14 protein-coding genes are annotated in these 16,238 nt (G+C 60.5%); 12 read left to right on the forward strand and 2 right to left on the reverse strand.

Features of this window, described 5'->3' with window-relative positions; all coding sequences use genetic code 11:
- Positions 1-48 precede the first annotated feature (48 nt).
- The 7 genes from ACFQ95_RS17340 to ACFQ95_RS17370 are packed head-to-tail and all read left to right on the forward strand — an operon-like array spanning position 49 to position 7,213.
- The gene (locus ACFQ95_RS17340) at positions 49-1,866 is read left to right on the forward strand and encodes a DUF2341 domain-containing protein (protein WP_422832945.1); all 1,818 of its coding nucleotides are present in this window, start codon (positions 49-51) and stop codon (positions 1,864-1,866) included.
- Positions 1,867-1,879: 13 nt separating this feature from the next.
- Entirely contained in the window at positions 1,880-2,290 is a 411-nt protein-coding gene (locus ACFQ95_RS17345; RefSeq protein ID WP_422832946.1) for an ExbD/TolR family protein, read from the forward strand.
- A gap of 10 nt (positions 2,291-2,300) precedes the next feature.
- Positions 2,301-3,023, forward strand: coding sequence for an energy transducer TonB family protein (locus ACFQ95_RS17350; RefSeq protein ID WP_422832947.1), 723 nt, complete (start codon positions 2,301-2,303; stop codon positions 3,021-3,023).
- 45 nt (positions 3,024-3,068) lie between these two features.
- The gene (locus ACFQ95_RS17355; RefSeq protein ID WP_422832948.1) at positions 3,069-4,841 is read left to right on the forward strand and encodes a putative porin; all 1,773 of its coding nucleotides are present in this window, start codon (positions 3,069-3,071) and stop codon (positions 4,839-4,841) included.
- Positions 4,842-4,851: 10 nt separating this feature from the next.
- Positions 4,852-5,619: a hypothetical protein gene (locus tag ACFQ95_RS17360; protein ID WP_422832950.1), complete on the forward strand. Its 768-nt coding sequence runs from the start codon at positions 4,852-4,854 to the stop codon at positions 5,617-5,619.
- A 44-nt stretch (positions 5,620-5,663) separates the two neighbouring features.
- Positions 5,664-6,593: a peptidylprolyl isomerase gene (locus ACFQ95_RS17365; RefSeq protein ID WP_422832951.1), complete on the forward strand. Its 930-nt coding sequence runs from the start codon at positions 5,664-5,666 to the stop codon at positions 6,591-6,593.
- 56 nt (positions 6,594-6,649) lie between these two features.
- Positions 6,650-7,213: a YbjN domain-containing protein gene (locus ACFQ95_RS17370; protein ID WP_422832953.1), complete on the forward strand. Its 564-nt coding sequence runs from the start codon at positions 6,650-6,652 to the stop codon at positions 7,211-7,213.
- A gap of 30 nt (positions 7,214-7,243) precedes the next feature.
- On the opposite strand, the gene ACFQ95_RS17375 is transcribed toward ACFQ95_RS17370, so the two are convergent.
- Positions 7,244-8,173: a LysR family transcriptional regulator gene (locus tag ACFQ95_RS17375; RefSeq protein ID WP_422832954.1), complete on the reverse strand. Its 930-nt coding sequence runs from the start codon at positions 8,171-8,173 to the stop codon at positions 7,244-7,246.
- Positions 8,174-8,299: 126 nt separating this feature from the next.
- On the opposite strand from ACFQ95_RS17375, the gene ACFQ95_RS17380 reads away from it, so the two are divergent.
- Both ACFQ95_RS17380 and ACFQ95_RS17385 read left to right on the forward strand, forming a co-directional pair.
- Entirely contained in the window at positions 8,300-9,487 is a 1,188-nt protein-coding gene (locus ACFQ95_RS17380) for an ABC transporter substrate-binding protein (RefSeq protein ID WP_422832955.1), read from the forward strand.
- A gap of 62 nt (positions 9,488-9,549) precedes the next feature.
- Positions 9,550-10,641: a Rieske 2Fe-2S domain-containing protein gene (locus ACFQ95_RS17385; protein ID WP_422832957.1), complete on the forward strand. Its 1,092-nt coding sequence runs from the start codon at positions 9,550-9,552 to the stop codon at positions 10,639-10,641.
- Between the two features lie 142 nt (positions 10,642-10,783).
- Here ACFQ95_RS17385 and ACFQ95_RS17390 read toward each other — a convergent pair whose 3' ends face one another.
- Entirely contained in the window at positions 10,784-11,710 is a 927-nt protein-coding gene (locus ACFQ95_RS17390; RefSeq protein WP_422832959.1) for a LysR family transcriptional regulator, read from the reverse strand.
- 220 nt (positions 11,711-11,930) lie between these two features.
- On the opposite strand from ACFQ95_RS17390, the gene ACFQ95_RS17395 reads away from it, so the two are divergent.
- The 3 genes from ACFQ95_RS17395 (at position 11,931) to ACFQ95_RS17405 (ending at position 16,152) form a co-directional block, all read left to right on the forward strand.
- Positions 11,931-13,046 carry an FAD-dependent monooxygenase gene (locus tag ACFQ95_RS17395; RefSeq protein ID WP_422832960.1) on the forward strand — a complete coding sequence of 372 codons (1,116 nt, stop codon included), beginning with the start codon at positions 11,931-11,933 and terminating at the stop codon, positions 13,044-13,046.
- Between the two features lie 92 nt (positions 13,047-13,138).
- Complete coding sequence (locus tag ACFQ95_RS17400) at positions 13,139-14,776, forward strand: DUF1302 domain-containing protein (protein ID WP_422832961.1); 1,638 nt, start codon at positions 13,139-13,141, stop codon at positions 14,774-14,776.
- 26 nt (positions 14,777-14,802) lie between these two features.
- Positions 14,803-16,152, forward strand: a complete 1,350-nt coding sequence (locus tag ACFQ95_RS17405; protein ID WP_422832962.1) for a DUF1329 domain-containing protein — start codon at positions 14,803-14,805, stop codon at positions 16,150-16,152.
- The last annotated feature ends 86 nt before the right edge of the window (positions 16,153-16,238 follow it).

Raw genomic sequence — 16,238 nt, forward strand, 5'->3', positions numbered from 1 at the left:
TTTCCGATTTTCAATTTTCATTCCTACGAGCTTCCGGAGAACTCTGTCATGCGACGTCTATTTTTTGTTTTGCTCACTGCGCTGAGCGCGCTGCTGCCGAGCCTGGCCAACGCCTGGTGGCAGCAGGACTGGGCTTACCGCAAGCCCCTCACCATCGATGGTGGTCCGCAGGCTGGTGCGATCGGTGGCGAGGCCGGTCGTACCGCCGTGCTGGTGCGTCTGCATACCGGAAATTTCAGTTTTCAAGGCGTGAGCGACACCGGTGCCGATCTGCGCTTTGTGGCTGGTGACGACAAGACCGTGCTCAACCACCAGATCGAACAGTTCGATCCGCTGCTGGGCATGGCGTTGATCTGGGTGGACGTACCCTCGGTCGGCGCAGGTGCACCGCAAAAGTTGTGGATGTACTACGGCAACCCCAAGGCGCCGGCATCAGGCAATGGCCAGCGTACGTTTGATCCAGATTACACACTGGTCTACCACTTTGCCGAAGCGGGCACGCCGCCCCGCGACACCACCGCCTACGGTAATCACGCCCAAACCTCGGTGGTCAGTTTGGACGGCACCGTGATTGGCAAAGGCGCGCAACTGGGGCATCAAACGCTGATGTTGCCGGCGTCGCCTTCGCTGGCGCAAGCCGCTGGCGCGGCGTTCACGTTCTCAGCCTGGATCAGGCCCGACCAACTGGGCGCACAGCAGGTGGTGTACGCACGCCGTGAAGGAGCCAACGAAGTGATCGTGGGCGTGGACCAGGGTGTGCCCTTCGTACAGATCAACGGTCAGCGCAGTGCGCCGGGCCAGCCCATTCAAGCAGGCCAGTGGTCGTATCTGGCGCTGAAGTCTGATGGCAAGGGCGCCGCGCTGTATGTGGGCGGACGAGCTTCGGTTTCGGTGAGCGTAGCCATGCCCGCGCTGAACACGGCGGCGGCCATCGGTGGTGACGTGACACCAGCCGGTTCCAACCCAAGCCTGGCCGCCTTCACAGGCGCGATCGACGAAGTGCGCGTTTCCAAGGTGGCGCGCCCCGATGCCATGTTGCTGGCCGACGCCGTGTCCCAAGGTGCGGATTCGCGCCTGGCGGTGTTTGGTGCCGACGAACAGCAAGCTGGCAAGAGCCATTTCGGCTTCATTCTGGCCGCCATGCCGCTCGATGCCTGGATTGTGGTCGGCCTGCTGGGCCTGATGATGATCGTGTCGTGGGCCATCATGATTGGCAAGGGCCGCAGCTACGGTGCGGCATCGCGCGCCAACGCGGCCTTCATCGAGCACTTCCGCAACGCCGCTGGCGCGCCGCTGACACGCTTGGCTGACAGCAATAGTGTGCCCGCCAGTGTCAAGGCCGATTCTTCGCTTTGGCGCCTCTACGAAGTGGCGATTGGCGAAATGCAGCGTCGTCACGAACGTGGCTACGACCTGAGCGCGGTGTCGGCATCCACCATAGGCGCCATCCGTGCCGCCATGGACGGCGTGATGGTGCGCGAGAACGAGCGTATGGCCAAGCGCATGAACTGGCTGTCGACGACGATTGAAGGCGCCCCGTATGTTGGCCTGTTTGGCACCGTGATCGGGATCATGCTGGTGTTTGTTGTGGCGGCCATGGCCGGTGCGGTGGACATCAACTCGGTGGCGCCTGGCATGGCGGCGGCGCTGCTGTGTACCGCGGCCGGTCTGGGCGTGGCCATTCCAGCGCTGTTTGGCTACAACTGGCTGGCCTCTCGCTCTGATGCCATCGGTGCCGACATGGCGGTGTTCGTCGACGAGTTCGTCACGCGCCTGGCCGAAGAGCAGGGTGAAGGGCGCTCGCTGCCGCAAGCCGCGGTGGCAGCTGTGGCGTCTGGCCGCCTGTCTCCCCAAGTTCCTGCCTGAGGCCGCGCACACCATGGCAAACGCAGCCAAATTCGGAGTCAGGAAACGCGCTGGCGGCATCAACATCACGCCATTTGTCGACGTGCTGTTGGTGGTGTTGGTGATCTTCATCCTGACCAGCAACGCCAGCATCCCCGGCCTGAAGGTCGATCTGCCTAAGGCCAGTTCATCCGTGGCGTTGGAAAAGCCCAAGACCAAGGCCATCACGGTGGACAACGCCGGCCAGTTGTTTCTGGATGCCTATCCGGTGACCCTGCCCGAGTTGGAGGAACGCCTACGCACCGAGAAGGCGCTGACGCCGGACTTCCCGGTGATTGTGCGCGGCGATGCGGCCGTGCAGTACGCCAAGGTGGTGGAAGTGCTCGACCTGCTGCGCCGCATCGAGCTGAACCAGGTCGGCCTGGTGACCGGCAAGCCCCACTAAGGACATGGCCGTGAACTTTGTCCCTCCAAGTAAGCAGCAGCGTATACCGGCTGATGCCGGGCGTTGGTGGCAACGCTACGGCGGATCCGCTATCGGTGTGTTGGCGCTGGCCTTGCTGGTGGCCTTGATGTGGTATTTGCTTGCAGACACCGCAAGCCAGAAGCGCAAGGTGGCCGACGCCCCGATGCTGATGTTGCCGCCGCCACCACCTCCGCCCCCAGAGCCGGAGAAGCCGCCAGAGCCCACGCCGGAGAAGATCAAGCCCGAGGTGGTTGAGCCCAAGCCCGAGCCCGTGGACACGCCTGAGCCGCCGAAGGACGACACCCCACCCAGCCCCTCCAAGGACCTGGGCGACCCCGTGACGATTGACGGCCCAGCGCAAGCGGGGACCGACGCTTTTGGCATAGGGGCGGGCAAGGGCGGTGGCATGACCGGCGGTCGTGGCGGTGGCCTGGGTAGTGGCTCTTACGGCCGCTACGTGGCCAACGCGTTGCAGCAAGCCTTGGCGCGTGATCCGCGCACGCGTCAATTGGCCTTTGACGACATCCAGTTGGATCTTTGGTTGGACACCGAAGGCCGGACCACCCGCGTGCAACTGGTGAAGAGCACGGGCAATACCCAGTCGGACGAAGCCGTGTTGGCCATGGTCCGCGAGATGGCGCGCATCGACGAGAGTCCGCCGGCTTCGGCGCGGTTTCCTATGCGTGTGTCCATGCGAGGACGCCGGCCTTGAGGGGCTTTGGCCGTCCGTCCATTTCCTATTTTTTTGAGCGAACCGATGAACCAATCTTTTACTCTTAGACGCAGCGCGCAGTCGTTGGCCGCAGCGGCCGCTATCGCCATGCTGGGCGCAATCGGAACGGCCCAGGCACAGACCACGGCACCCGCTGGCGAGAGCGCCATGGTGCGTTTGATCCGTGGGCTGATGCAAAGCGGTGCACTGACCAAAGACGTCGGTGAAGCGCTGCTGGTGCAGGCCCAGAACGAAGCCATGGCCGCGCAGCCACAGCGCCACGGCGGTGTGGCAGTGGCGGGTGCCGCTGCCGGGGCTGCAGCGGGAGGCGCTGGGGGTGGCATGCGTGTCGAGCCGGGTGACGTGCGTGTACCCTACATCTCACAAACCACCCGCGACCAGATCCGCGATGAAGTCAAGCAGGAGGTGATGGCACAGGCAAAGTCAGAAGGCTGGGCTGCACCCAACGAAACGCCTGAGTGGAGCAAACGCATTCGTGTCGAAGGCGACGTACGGGTACGCGGCGAATCGCGTAGCTACTCGGACGGCAACAGCAACATTGAGATCAACTGGCCCGCCGTCAACGCCGGCAGTGGCTACGACGTCAACCCCAACACCAATCTGGCCTTGCCGCCCTTGCTCAACACCCAGCAAGACCGCCGCAATGTGCTGCGCGCGCGCGCCCGGCTGGGCATCTTTGCCGACATCTCGGAGCAAACCCAAGCCGGCGTGCGCCTGGCTTCCGGCAGCGACGAAAGTCCGGTCTCGACCACACAGACGCTGGGCGGAGGCTTGAGCAAGAAGGAAGTTTGGCTGGACCAGATGTGGCTGTCTTACAAGCCCATGCAAGGCCTCAAGCTGATCGGCGGGCGTTTTGAGAACCCCTTTGTCTCCAGCGACATTCTGTACTCGGGCGACTTGAGCTTCGACGGGATTGCCGCGCAGTTCGAGCGAAACCTGGCCAATCAAAACCTCACCATGTTTGGCACGCTCGGTCTGATTCCGTTGGAATACTCGTCGGACAATTTTCCAAGCCAGAGCCAGACCAAGATGGCCAGCGAGAACAAGTGGCTGTTCGGCGCGCAGCTTGGCGGTCTGTGGAAGCTTGACAGCGACAACAGCCTGCGCGGCGCACTGGCTTATTACGACTTCCGCAACACCGAGGGGCAAGTGTCCACGCCTTGTGCGCTGTATTCGGGAGCCACAGCCTGCAGCACGGACTGGACGCGCCCGGCCTTCATGCAAAAGGGCAACACATTGATGATGCTGCGTGACATCGCACTCAACCCGCTGGATCCAGCCAATACGCCGCAGCCGCAGTACGTGGGCCTGGCGTCGAAGTTTCAGCTCCTTGACTTGAATGTGCGCTGGGACACCCGCGTGGCGGGCAACAGCTTGCGCCTGGACGGCGACTTCATCCGTAACCTGGCCTACGACAGCAACAAGATGTACAACCGCGCACGTGGCGGCATCGTCAACAACTTCAGCGGCACGGGTGCTGCCAGCGGCTCGGACATCAAGAGCGGCGGCACGGCTTTCAGCCTGCAGGCGACTTATGGCAAGCCCAGCCCATCGGCGCGAGGCGACTGGAACTTCCTGGCAGGCTACAAGCGCATCGAGCCAGATGCGCTGCCCGATGCCTACAACGACTCGTCGTTCCATCAGGGCGGCACCAACGCACGTGGCTACATACTGGGCGGTTCGTATGCTGTCGACAAGAACATGTGGTTCACCGGCAAGTGGATGGCCACCAAGGAGGTTTACGGCCCACCTCTATCGATAGACACATTGCAGCTCGAATTTAATGCGCGGTTTTAAGGAGCACGGCGTGAGCACAACCAACCCCTACAGCATGCCTGCCGTGAGAACCCGCCAAGCGTGGCGTTACAAGCCCTTGGCGCTGAGCCTGCTCGCCACGCTGACGTGCGCTGCAGCGTTGGCGCAGCAGCCCACGCAGAGCATGGAAGAACGGCTGCGCGCGCAGTTGCGCGTCATCAACAGCCAACTGCAGCAGGCGCAGAATGAACTCGCCGTGCTCAAAGCCGGTGCCGCCCCCGTGGTACCCGCTGCGGCCGCAGCGGCGCCCGAGGTGGCCGAACTGAAAAAGGCGCTTGCACGAGCCGAGTCGCAAGTGGCCGCAGAGCGCCAGGGCAGGGTGCAGGCCGCGGACGAGAGCCAGCAACTGCGCGCACAAGCGCAGACCACCGTGGACAAGGCGAACGCGCTGGTGGCGCAGCTTCGTAATGCCTACGACGAGTTGCTGAAGCTCGCCCGAACCTCTGAAGCCGAACGCCAGAAGCTGGCGACCGAGGCCGCCACGCAGAAAACGGTGGTGGCGCAATGCGAGGCCAAGAACGCCCAACTCTATGCCGTTGGCCAGGAGCTGTTGCATGCCTATGAAACCATGGATTTGGGCAGCGTATTGTTGTCCCGGCAGCCATTTGCCGCGCAAAGTCGGGTGAAGTACGAGCAGATCGCACAGCAATACGGCGACAGGCTTTATGCAGGGCGCTTTGACGCGCGCAGTGTCAACGCAACCCCGGCAGATGCTCCACAAGCCGGTGCATCGGCGGCGCAACCAGCGGCCACACCCTGAGCTGCGCTATGCGCAAGAAATGACAACCCAACGGATACAAGCCTATGAACGTATTTAATCTTGGGCGCTTGCCGGCGCGGCATTTGCTGGCCGGTGTTTGGCTGGCCACCAGCGTCGCTGCGGCCATGGCTCAGGCAGCTTCTGTTGAGCCTGTGGTGGCGGCTTTGGGGACGGTCAAAATTACCCAGGGCGAGGTGGCGTTGCTGCTGAACAAGCTGCCGCCGGCGGAACGTGGGGTGATTGTTGCGAACCCCGCGACGCTAGACCCCTGGCTACGGCAACGCCTTGCAAGCGTGGCCTTGTTTGACGAGGCGCGGCGCAAAGGCTGGACCGACAGGCCCGAGGTCAAAGCCCGGGTGAATGCCGCTGCTGCCGAAATCACTCAACACATCGTGACAGCTGCTTACTTGGAATCGGTGGCGCAGTTGCCGCCTGGATTCCCCTCGGACGCCGAACTCAAAACGGCTTATGAGCAGGGCAAGGCCAGCTTCAAGCTACCCGCGGCTTACCGCGTGGCCCAGATCTTTTTGGCGGCACCGGCTTCCGATGCTGCGGCCGTGGCCAAGGTGCGGCCAGAGGCAGAGAAACTGGCCTTGCAAGCCAGAGGCGGCGACTTCGCGGCACTGGCCCGTAGCCGTTCCGAAGAGCCTCGTTCCGCCGCCCAAGGGGGCGACGCGGGCTTGCTGCCATTGGCGCAACTGCTGCCAGAAGTGCGCACGGCTGTCGCCCAGCTCAAGATCGGTGAAGTCAGTGATGCGTTGTTGTCTGCGGGCGGCTTCCATATCGTCAAACTGCTTGAGAGCCAGCCCGAGCGCGTGGCCACGTTTGAAGAGATGAGGCCGCAGCTTCAGCTTGCGTTGCGCCAGCAGAGACAGCAGCAGTTGGTGCAGGCCCACATGGCCCAGTTGGCCCCCGCGGAGAGTATCCAGATCAATAGTGCGGCGCTAGACGCAGCAGTGCAGCAGCGCCAATAAAACCGGCTCCTTTCATTCAAGCTTTTTCCATTTTGTTTTCTCCAAGAACCTTTGTTATGACTGAAAAAAACTCCACCTCATCGATCACACCGATTGCTTCCGAGAATGCCGCCGCAGCGGAGCTGATCCAATCCATCAATGCCAGCCAAATTTCGGACGCCATCAAGGCAGTGGGTTGCGCGGTGACCGCGATCGAACAAGACGGCGTCGTGCGTCTGCACAGCGCAAGCCACGGTGTGGGCTTCCAGGTGCTGTGGGGGAACGAAGTAAGCCCCGGCCAGTATGCAGACCTCACCTTGAGTTGCCCGCTGCGGGTGCAGGGTGGGATCTTGCCCGAAGGGGTGTTGTCGTCCTGGCATCGCAGCAAACGCTTTGCGCGCGTGGCGCAGCACGGTGACTTCGTCGTGCTGGAAATGGACATGATCGCCGCCGGTGGAGTGTCACCAGCGCACCTGGTGTTAACCATGCACTTGTGGACCCAGATGATGGGCCAGTTCTTTCTGCACTTGCGCAACTACAGCGCCTCCGATGAGGCGCTGCAAGCGGCGGCCGCAGATAGAGAAGCCACAGCGGCCCTTCCTGCCACCTCGAAGCCTGTGGCGGCTGAAATGGCTGAGTGAGGCATACGGCTCGCACGCTCCCGGCGCTGACTAGATTGAACGCTTGTAAAAGTCTTTCCACTCGTCGCGGGAGTCGTTGAACTCCTCGTAAACAACACTGCGCAACCATCGGTTGAGCGGCTCGTTGTTGTATCGCCTGTGCCAATGCTGCCTGAGGTCGAATGGCGGAATGTCGAAGGGTGGTTTCACCAAGCGAACCTTGGATGTCTCTGCGAACGAGGTGCCCACGGCAAGTGGCACGGTGGCGCAGAGGTCCGACTGCGCGATGATTTGCGGGATGCTCATAAAGTGGGGCGTATTCAGCACAATCCGCCGCGTGATACCTTCGCGCTTGAGGTAGCGTTCAAAGACCTCTTGGCTGCGGGCCTCGGCGCGCACAACCGCGTGCCCTAGCGCCAAGAATTGCTTCGCCGTTAGTTTCTTCCCTTGCAAAGGGTGTTGGGCGCGCAGCAGGCAGACAAAACCGTGTGAGAACAGCCGCTGTTGGAAGAAGTTGTTGCCCTGCAGATCTGGGAAGTAGCCCACGGCCAGGTCGATTTCACCAAGCTCCATGCCGCGCGCGATCTGGCTGGGGGGCAACGTGACCGATCGGATCGACATCCGCGGCGCGGCCTCGCCCAGGCGGCTCAGGATACGTGGCAGAAACACCATTTCCCCAATATCCGAAAGTGCCAGAGTAACAGTTTTGTCGCTGGTGCCTGGATCGAAGGCGGTCCCCTGCATCAGCTCGCCGTTGACTGTCGCCAGTGCCGCCCGCACCGGGCCTGCCAGCTCCAGCGCGCGTGGCGTGGGCTCCATGCCTTTTGATGTACGCACGAACAGCGGGTCATTGAACGAGGTGCGCAACCGCGCCAGCGCACCGCTCACGGCGGGCTGGCTGATGCCCAGGCGGCGGGCCGCAGCACTACCGCTGCCTTCATCCAGCAGTGCGACTAAAACTGGCAAGAGATTTAAATCCATGATGTCTGGTGTTATTCGTTTTACTGAATTACAGAATAAGCTAGTTTCGATTGACCGATAAGGGTGTATCCACAAAACTTCGAGTACGGCCTCCGCAGAGAGGTTGAACATTACGGAGACACCCACATGAACTTGCGCCCCTTCCTTGCCGTGGTCGGCCTTTCGGCCAGCCTGTCGACCACGCTGCTCGCCACCACTTCAGCTCTGGCCCAGGACTCACCGATCAAGGTGGGTGTCGTGGCACCTATGTCGGGTGAGTTCGGTGTCTACGGCAAGCAAATCGAGAACGGCATCAACGTCTTCCTGCGTGAATCCGGCGATCTGGTCGGTGGGCGCAAGGTGCAGATCATCTACCGCGACAACCACGGACCCAACCCCGCGCTGGCCAAGCGCCTGGCGCAGGAACTGGTGACCAACGACAAGGTCGACGTCTTGGCTGGTTTTGCCTTCACGCCGGACGCCATGGCCGCCGCGCCAATTGCCACCGAGTCCAAGAGACCCCTGATCGCCATGCTTTCGGCTACTTCCAGCGTGGTGGGCTCGTCGCCGTATCTGGTGCGGACGTCCTACACCATCCCCCAGACGGCATGGCCCATGGGACAGTGGGCCGCCAAGAGCAAGATCAAGCGGGTGTTCACCCTGGTGTCGGACTACGGCCCGGGATACGACGCTGAAACCTGGTTCAAGAAGGGTTTCACGGAGGGCGGCGGTGAAATCGTTGGCGAGGTACGTGTGCCAGTGAAAAACAAGGACTTTGCTCCGTTCCTGCAGCGCATCCGCGATGCCAAGCCAGACGCCGTGTTCACCTTTCTGCCTGCGGGCGAGCCCATCATCGCGTTCATGAAAGGGTTCTCGGAGCGGGGCATGGCGCAGGCTGGCATAAAACTGTTGGCGACCGAAGGCTGGGCCGATGACGATACCTTGACGGCCGCTGGCGATGCCGCCATTGGCGCGATTTCAACGGGTTATTACTCCACCGCAAACCCTAGTGCCTTGAACAAGCAGTTCCTAGCCAACTATCAGCAGGTGAGCGGCGGCAAGCTCCAGCCCAACTTCATCGCCGTGGCGGCCTATGACGGCATGCGTTTGTTGTCCGACGCCGTGAAGCGCACCGGTGGCAAGAGTGAGGCCGATGGCTTGATGGCAGCTTTTAAGGGCGCCAAGCTGGACAGCCCCCGGGGCCCGATGACGATCGACGCCGACACCCGCGATGTCGTCCAGACCATCTACGTGCGGCGTGTCGAGAAGTCCGGCGCTGGTTTGAAGAACGTCGAGTTTGACCAGTTCGTTTCGGTCAAGGACCCAGGCAAGTAAATCCGAAGGGATGCAGTCCCCTGTATCCCGCGAAGCAATAGCGTTTTTTCAGGTAAGCCACTATGAAGACCATCATGATTTCACAAGAGTCCGCCGCAGGCAGCTCCCCTAGCCAAAACTTCCCGCTTGACCAGTGGTATGTGGCAGGCTTCTCGTCCGAGCTTCAGTACAAGCCCATTGGCCGCACGTTCCTGAACCAGAAGGTTGTGTTGTACCGCGCGGGCGACGGCAAGGCCGCGGCCCTGGAAGACCGCTGCTGTCACAAGTCCTTGCCGTTGTCCTGCGGCACGGTGGAGCACGGCGGCATCCGCTGTGGCTACCATGGCCTGTTGTACGGCGCAGATGGCGTCTGCGTGGAGATCCCCGGGCAGGCGCGTATTCCGCCCATCGCCAAGGTACGTGCGTACCACGTGGCTGAGAAGAACCACCTGATCTGGATCTGGATGCCCAAGGTGGCCGGCGGCCTGCCCAACATGGAGGTGCCGACCTATGCCCACCATGACAACCCCATGTACCAATGGGGTTCGGGCATGTACCACTACGATGCGCCTTGGCAGCTGATTCACGACAACTTGCTGGACCTGAGCCATCTGGGCTATGTTCACCTCAAGACCATTGGCGGCGACGCCCGCTTGCACATGAACACCCCTACCAAGGTGACGGCGGACGAGCGCCGCGTCAAGGTGGTGCGCTACATGCCCGGATCAACACCGCCGCCAACCTATAAGGCAGCCTGGCCATTTGGCGATACTTGCGATCGCTGGCAGGAGATCGAGTTCGAGCCCTCGCACCTGTCCATCTGGACGGGGGCAATCGAGCCTGGAAGAGCTTCCATGGATGATCCTGGGCGCGGCGGGCTGCATCTGCGCGGCTTTCACGGCATCACGCCGGAAACAGAGACTTCGTGCCATTACTTCTGGAGCATGGCCAGCAATAGACATCCCGACATGCCGGAGACCATTGGCAAGGTTCTGCAACAGATCGAGTTCACTTTTGACGAAGACCGTGGGGTGATAGAAGATCAGTACAAGAACATGCTTGAGTTTGGCGAAAGAGCAACGTGGATGGACATCCACTGCGACGCTGGGGCGAACCGGGCGCGGCGCATCTTGAAAAAATTGGTGGAACAAAACAGTGAGGCCGTCGCCGCGTAAAGCGTTTCAGCCTTGGTTTCGTCACTTGGATAGATCACGCGACAAGCTTTATCGCTTTGCATGAAAGAAATGCCGCGCCACAGCGGCATTTCTTTTTCGGAAACCACGTAGGGTATTGAACCTGCTTGTGGGAGGAAGAAACTTATGTGGGTGGAAGATGCATCTGATCCATGTGTGCGGCGGCCCTATGCAAAGTCTTGCGCAACCACACCAAACCTGGGTCTTGTGTTCGGTAGCGATGCCACTGAACGGCTTGATCCATTCGGTCGATCACGATAGGCGCCGGCCGAATGGTCAAAGGCCAGGCGGCTGCCATGCGATGCGCCAAGCGAGCGTGAACCGTTGCGATGTAGTCGCTTCCTGCCACCAAGGCTGGTAATGCGGCAAAGCTGTAGGTCGTCACTGTCGTGCGGCGGGTGACGCCAAAGCGCTGAAGAAACCATGATTCAAAAGATTCGCCTTTTGTGGAAGGGCGCATCACCACATGTCCCGCCTCTACATAGCGGTCAAACGTCAGCTCACCTTGTGCGAGATGGCTGTCGCTCCACACCACGCACACGAACTCTTCGTCATAAAGGGTTTCGCTGGGATGGTCAGGTGAAGCGAAACCGGAAGGAATGATGATCAGATCGGCATCGCCTCTTTCTAGTTCACGTTGCGGATTCACCACCTGTGCAAGAAAGTCGAATTGCGCTGTGCAATGCTGCTCCGTCGCCAACTTCAACAGAGCAGGGCCCAGCACCAGTTGCGTGTAGTCCGACACAAAAATGCGGAACACCCGATCGCTTTTACTTGGGTCGAACGCGGGCTGCGCCACGATAGTGCTATCGATCCTAAGCAGCACGTCGCGCACTGCGTCCTGCAGGCTTTCCGCGCGCGGCGTGATCTCCATCTTGCGTCCAATCTGCACGAGCAAGTCGTCGTCGAAATAGTCGCGCAGCTTGGCGAGAGAGTTACTGAGCGCAGAGGGGCTGAGGTTCAGTCGCTCAGCAGCCAGTGTGATGCTGCGTTCGGCCAAAAGCGCATCGAGTGCCACCAAAAGATTGAGATCGAGTTTGTTGAAGCGCATTGTGATAGAACAACCGAAGGGTTAACCCTCGATCGTTTTGTCTCATCGAATCGTGAAGTTAATGAAAAGGATTTTTCTGAATCATTGTCGCTAGCTAAGCTTGCGTCAACTCGATTTAAGAAGAATTTGGAGACAAACGAATGGTCCTGGACCAAGCGGAGGGCATGCTTTTGCCTGCGTTTTTGAGACCCCACGTTTTGGCGTGTGGCGAGTGCGCGGCATGAGTCCCATTCGACGTGTTGCCATCATTGGTGCGGGGCTTGCGGGGCTTGCTTGTGCCGTCGCCGTGACGCGAGCTGGTCTCGCCGTTGATGTCTACGCTTCGGACTCCATAGGCAGCGCTGAAGACCTTCATTTGGACGCGGTTCCCAACCTCGTGCGCAGCTTGGATCGACTCGGCATATTGGTGCAGTGCCAGGGACTGGGTTTTGCCTACAGCCGCACACGAACCACGGATGCATCCGGCCGCATTTTGGAGAGCCTGCCCTTGCCAAGGCTGGCGGGGGATGGAAAGCCCGCGGGTCTGGGCTTGCTTCAGAACGATCTCCTGCGAGCACTGTCATCCAGGGCCATACAGCAAGGTGCTCAGGTTTACCCCTGCACACCTGCGATTGCGATTGAGAGTGGAGCAGGTGTCGTGCACCTGGCCGATGCCTCGAAGGTTGATGCCGATTTGGTGCTGCTCGCGGCGGGTCTTGATGCCCCGCTTCGCAGAAGCGTTTTTGTGCATGCCCCTCAAACGACTTGTCACGAACAACAGTGGTGGCACCTGGTGTTGCCGCGTGCTCCGGGGATGGACCACCCCACGATGATGGTGGGACGACGTGGTCAAAAACTGCACGTGGTTCCGATTGCACCGACCAAGGCCGGGTTGACGTTTTGTACGTCGAGCTTTCAGCCTCTTGAAGAGCAAACACATGCGCAGATTCTGAGCGCTGCGTTGCGCAATTTCTCCGGGTGGCCTGCTGCATGGCAAGAGGTCCTGCGTGACAACCCACCTCTTGTGATCTCGCCTGTACGAGAGGCGCTACTGCCTCAGCCGTGGCATTGCGATCGAGTGCTGGCGGTCGGTGACAGCGCGCACGCCGTGGTTCCGCATTTTGGCCAGGGGCCTGCACAGGCCTTGGAGGATGCCGTCGTCCTGCAAGAGTTGTTGATGCAGCGCCTGTCGGTGGCCGAACTCATGACCTCGTTCACAGCGCGGCGTCTAGGACGGGTCAAGAAGGTTCACGAACTGACTGGGCGCGCTGCACTTTGGGACGAGCATCCGGTGCCGTCTACCGACATGCGGGCTCTTTCGCAGGCGCTAGCGGAAGTGCTTTCCAAACCCGCATAACACGTTTATTGAGCCCACACCCCATCCCACCTAAAACCACAACGAGGAGACACATGAACATCAGTCCGTCCGGCACTTTGCGGAAGAGTTTTATGCGCTTGCATCCCCTGGCTCTTGCGACTTTGTTTGCGACCAGCGGACTGCATGCATTTGAAATTGATACCGGCAATCCAGATCTCAAATTGCGGTGGGACAACACCGTGCGCTATAGCTCGGCGTTTCGCATGAAGGACCGTTCGCCCGGCTTATCGCAAACGGCATTTGGCCCAGGCGGCATCGTTGGTCCGAACAACATCAACCAGGACGATGGCGACAACAACTTTGGCCGGGGCAATGTATCGAACCGCTTCGACCTGTTGAGCGAACTGGACTTGACCGGCCGCGATTATGGCGGCCGCCTGAGTGCGGCTGCGTGGTACGACACGGTCTACAACCGCAGCACAGACAACCACACCAACACGGGCAACCACGTTCCGGCTTCTTCTTTCACAGACGAAACCCGCGACCTCATGGGCAGAAAGGCCGAGTTACTCGACGCTTTCGTCTACAGCCGGTTCGACCTCGCGGGAAGACCCGCCACCGTGCGCCTGGGGCGCCATACGCTGCTTTGGGGCGAAAGCCTCTTCTTTGGCTCCAACGGCATCGCTGGTGGCCAGGCACCGTTGGACTTGATCAAGCTGCTGTCCGTGCCGAACTCTCAGTTCAAGGAAATCGCACGTCCTATCGGCAAGTTATCAGGTCAGATGCAGCTCAGCGACGCTCTTTCGCTTGGTGCCTACGTGGGTTATGAGTGGGAAAAAACCCGGATGATGCCGGTTGGCGCTTACCTGTCTGGCAGCGACGCCATGGGACCCGGTGCGGAGCGCATCAATGCTGGAGCCACGGGTATGTTTCAACGTCAGTCAGATGTTGAAGCCCGCAACAGCGGCCAGGGCGGTATGCAACTGCGTTGGCGAGTCGACGTGATCGACACCGATCTCGGCTTTTATGCGATTCGCTACCACGCGACCACGCCGAGCAATATGGTTTCGACGCTCAGTGGTTTTCCGCCGGCATTGTCGGCCTCGAGCTACCGCTGGTATTACCACGAAGGCGTACGCGCATTTGGGACCAGCTTTGCCAAGACCATCGACGAATGGGCCCTGGCCGGAGAGGCCTCCTATCGGCAGAACACGCCTTTGTCGAGCAGCAGCCAGTCGCGCATTCCCAGCATTGGCGTCGGCACCAGCTACGACAACAGTGGCAATCCTCCTTATGCCGTGGGGGAAACGGCCCACCTGCAGTTCTCCTGGATTGCGAGCTTGGGCCCGAGCTTTATTTCGCGTGAAGCCAGCTTCGTCGGCGAGGTGGCTTGGAACACCCGCGTGAAGACCACCAAGAACGCACAAATGCTCAACCCCAATGCGGACAAGAGTGCAACGGCGATGCGCATGGTGTATTCGCCCACCTATAGGCAGGTGGTCTCCGGTTGGGACCTCTCGCCCAGTGTCGGCCTTGGCTACGGCTGGGGTAAATCTTCTGCGGTCGGCCCTGGTTTTGCTGTCGACAAAGGCGGCGATTTCAACATCGGCCTGGGGGCGGTTTATCTGGGGAACTGGTTCATCAATCTGAACTACGTCCATTACCTCGGCAAGGAAGGCTCGACCTTGGACAACGCCAATAACACCCAATACCTGCAGTCGCTCAAGGACCGAAATTTCTTGACGCTGTCCATGCGCACGACTTTCTAAATACAAACAAGACCACGGAGACCTTCATGTTCAAACGATTCTTCCCGCGCGTCGCCACGCTGAGCCTGGCTTTGTCGGCCTCGCTGGCGATGGCTGCGGTGACCGCAGACGAAGCGGCCAAACTCAGAAGCACGCTGACGCCGTTTGGCGCAGAAAAATCCGGCAATGCCGACGGCAGCATTCCCGCGTGGACTGGCGGTTATGCCACCGCCATCCCCGGTGACAAGGCCGGTGGCCGTCGCAGCGATCCCTTCAAGGACGAAAAGCCGTTGTACACGGTGACCGCCAAGAACATGGACCAGTACGCCGACAAGCTGACCGACGGCGTCAAGGCCATGCTCAAGAAGTACCCGGACAGCTACCGGCTCGACGTCTACAAAACACACCGAACCGCCGTCGCACCGCAGTGGGTCTACGACAACACGCTGAAAAACGCCACGCGCGCCAAGATGGATGGACACACCCCGGTTGGGGCATATGGCGGCATTCCATTTCCGATTCCGAAGACCGGGGTGGAGGCCATGTGGAACCACAAGCTCGCCTGGCGCGGTGAGTCTTGGGATGTGCAGATGAACCAGTACCAGATCACCGCCAACGGCAAGGTCGTGCTGACGACCGACGGTTTGATTCGCCAGCGTATGCCGTACTACTTTGAGGACGGCTCGGTCGAAAAATTCGACGGCTTCTTTTGGGAAATCAACCTCGTGAACGCTGGCCCTCCCATCCGCGCCGGCGAAATGATCGTGGGGCGACAAAACGTGATCGAGGACAAGTCGACCTCTTACGTCTACCTCACAGGCCAGCGGCGTGTACGCAAGCTGCCCAACGCGTGCTGCGACACGCCGACGCCGGCCTCCGCAGGCCTGATGTCCTTTGATGAAATCAGCGTGTTCGCGGGCCGTACCGACCTCTTTGAATGGAAGCTCGTCGGCAAGAAGGAAATCTTGGTGCCGTACAACGAGAACCGCTTTCTGCAAGCCAAGGATGCGGACATCATCACGGGCCAGCATCTGAACCCGAACCACGTGCGCTGGGAACTGCATCGCGTTTGGGTCGTCGAGGCAACATTGGCCCCCGGTAAGCGCCACCAAGCGCCAAAAGGCACGTACTACCTGGATGAAGACACGTGGCAGGCCATGCTTGGCGACCGTTGGGATGCGAACGGCCAGCTCTGGAAGACGCTGTGGTCTTTCAACTACGTGATGCCCGATTTCCCTGGCACCGTGCAGCAAACGTTTGGCTACTACGACCTGCTCTCCGGTCAGGCCTACGTCTCCAATGTGCTCAACGACAAGTCGTACCACCACCGTGCGACCAGCCGTTGGCCCACGGACTTGTTCACCGGCGACGGCTTGGCCTCGCAGGGCGTTCGTTGAAGTGGTGGGCATGACATGCTGGCGATGAAGAAAACACGGCATCTATTGCTGGCCGGGGTAGGGTTCTGCACCGCGTTTGCGGCAGT

It is taken from the genome of Variovorax sp. HJSM1_2, from assembly GCF_049316285.1.
GTDB lineage: Bacteria > Pseudomonadota > Gammaproteobacteria > Burkholderiales > Burkholderiaceae_C > Rhodoferax_B.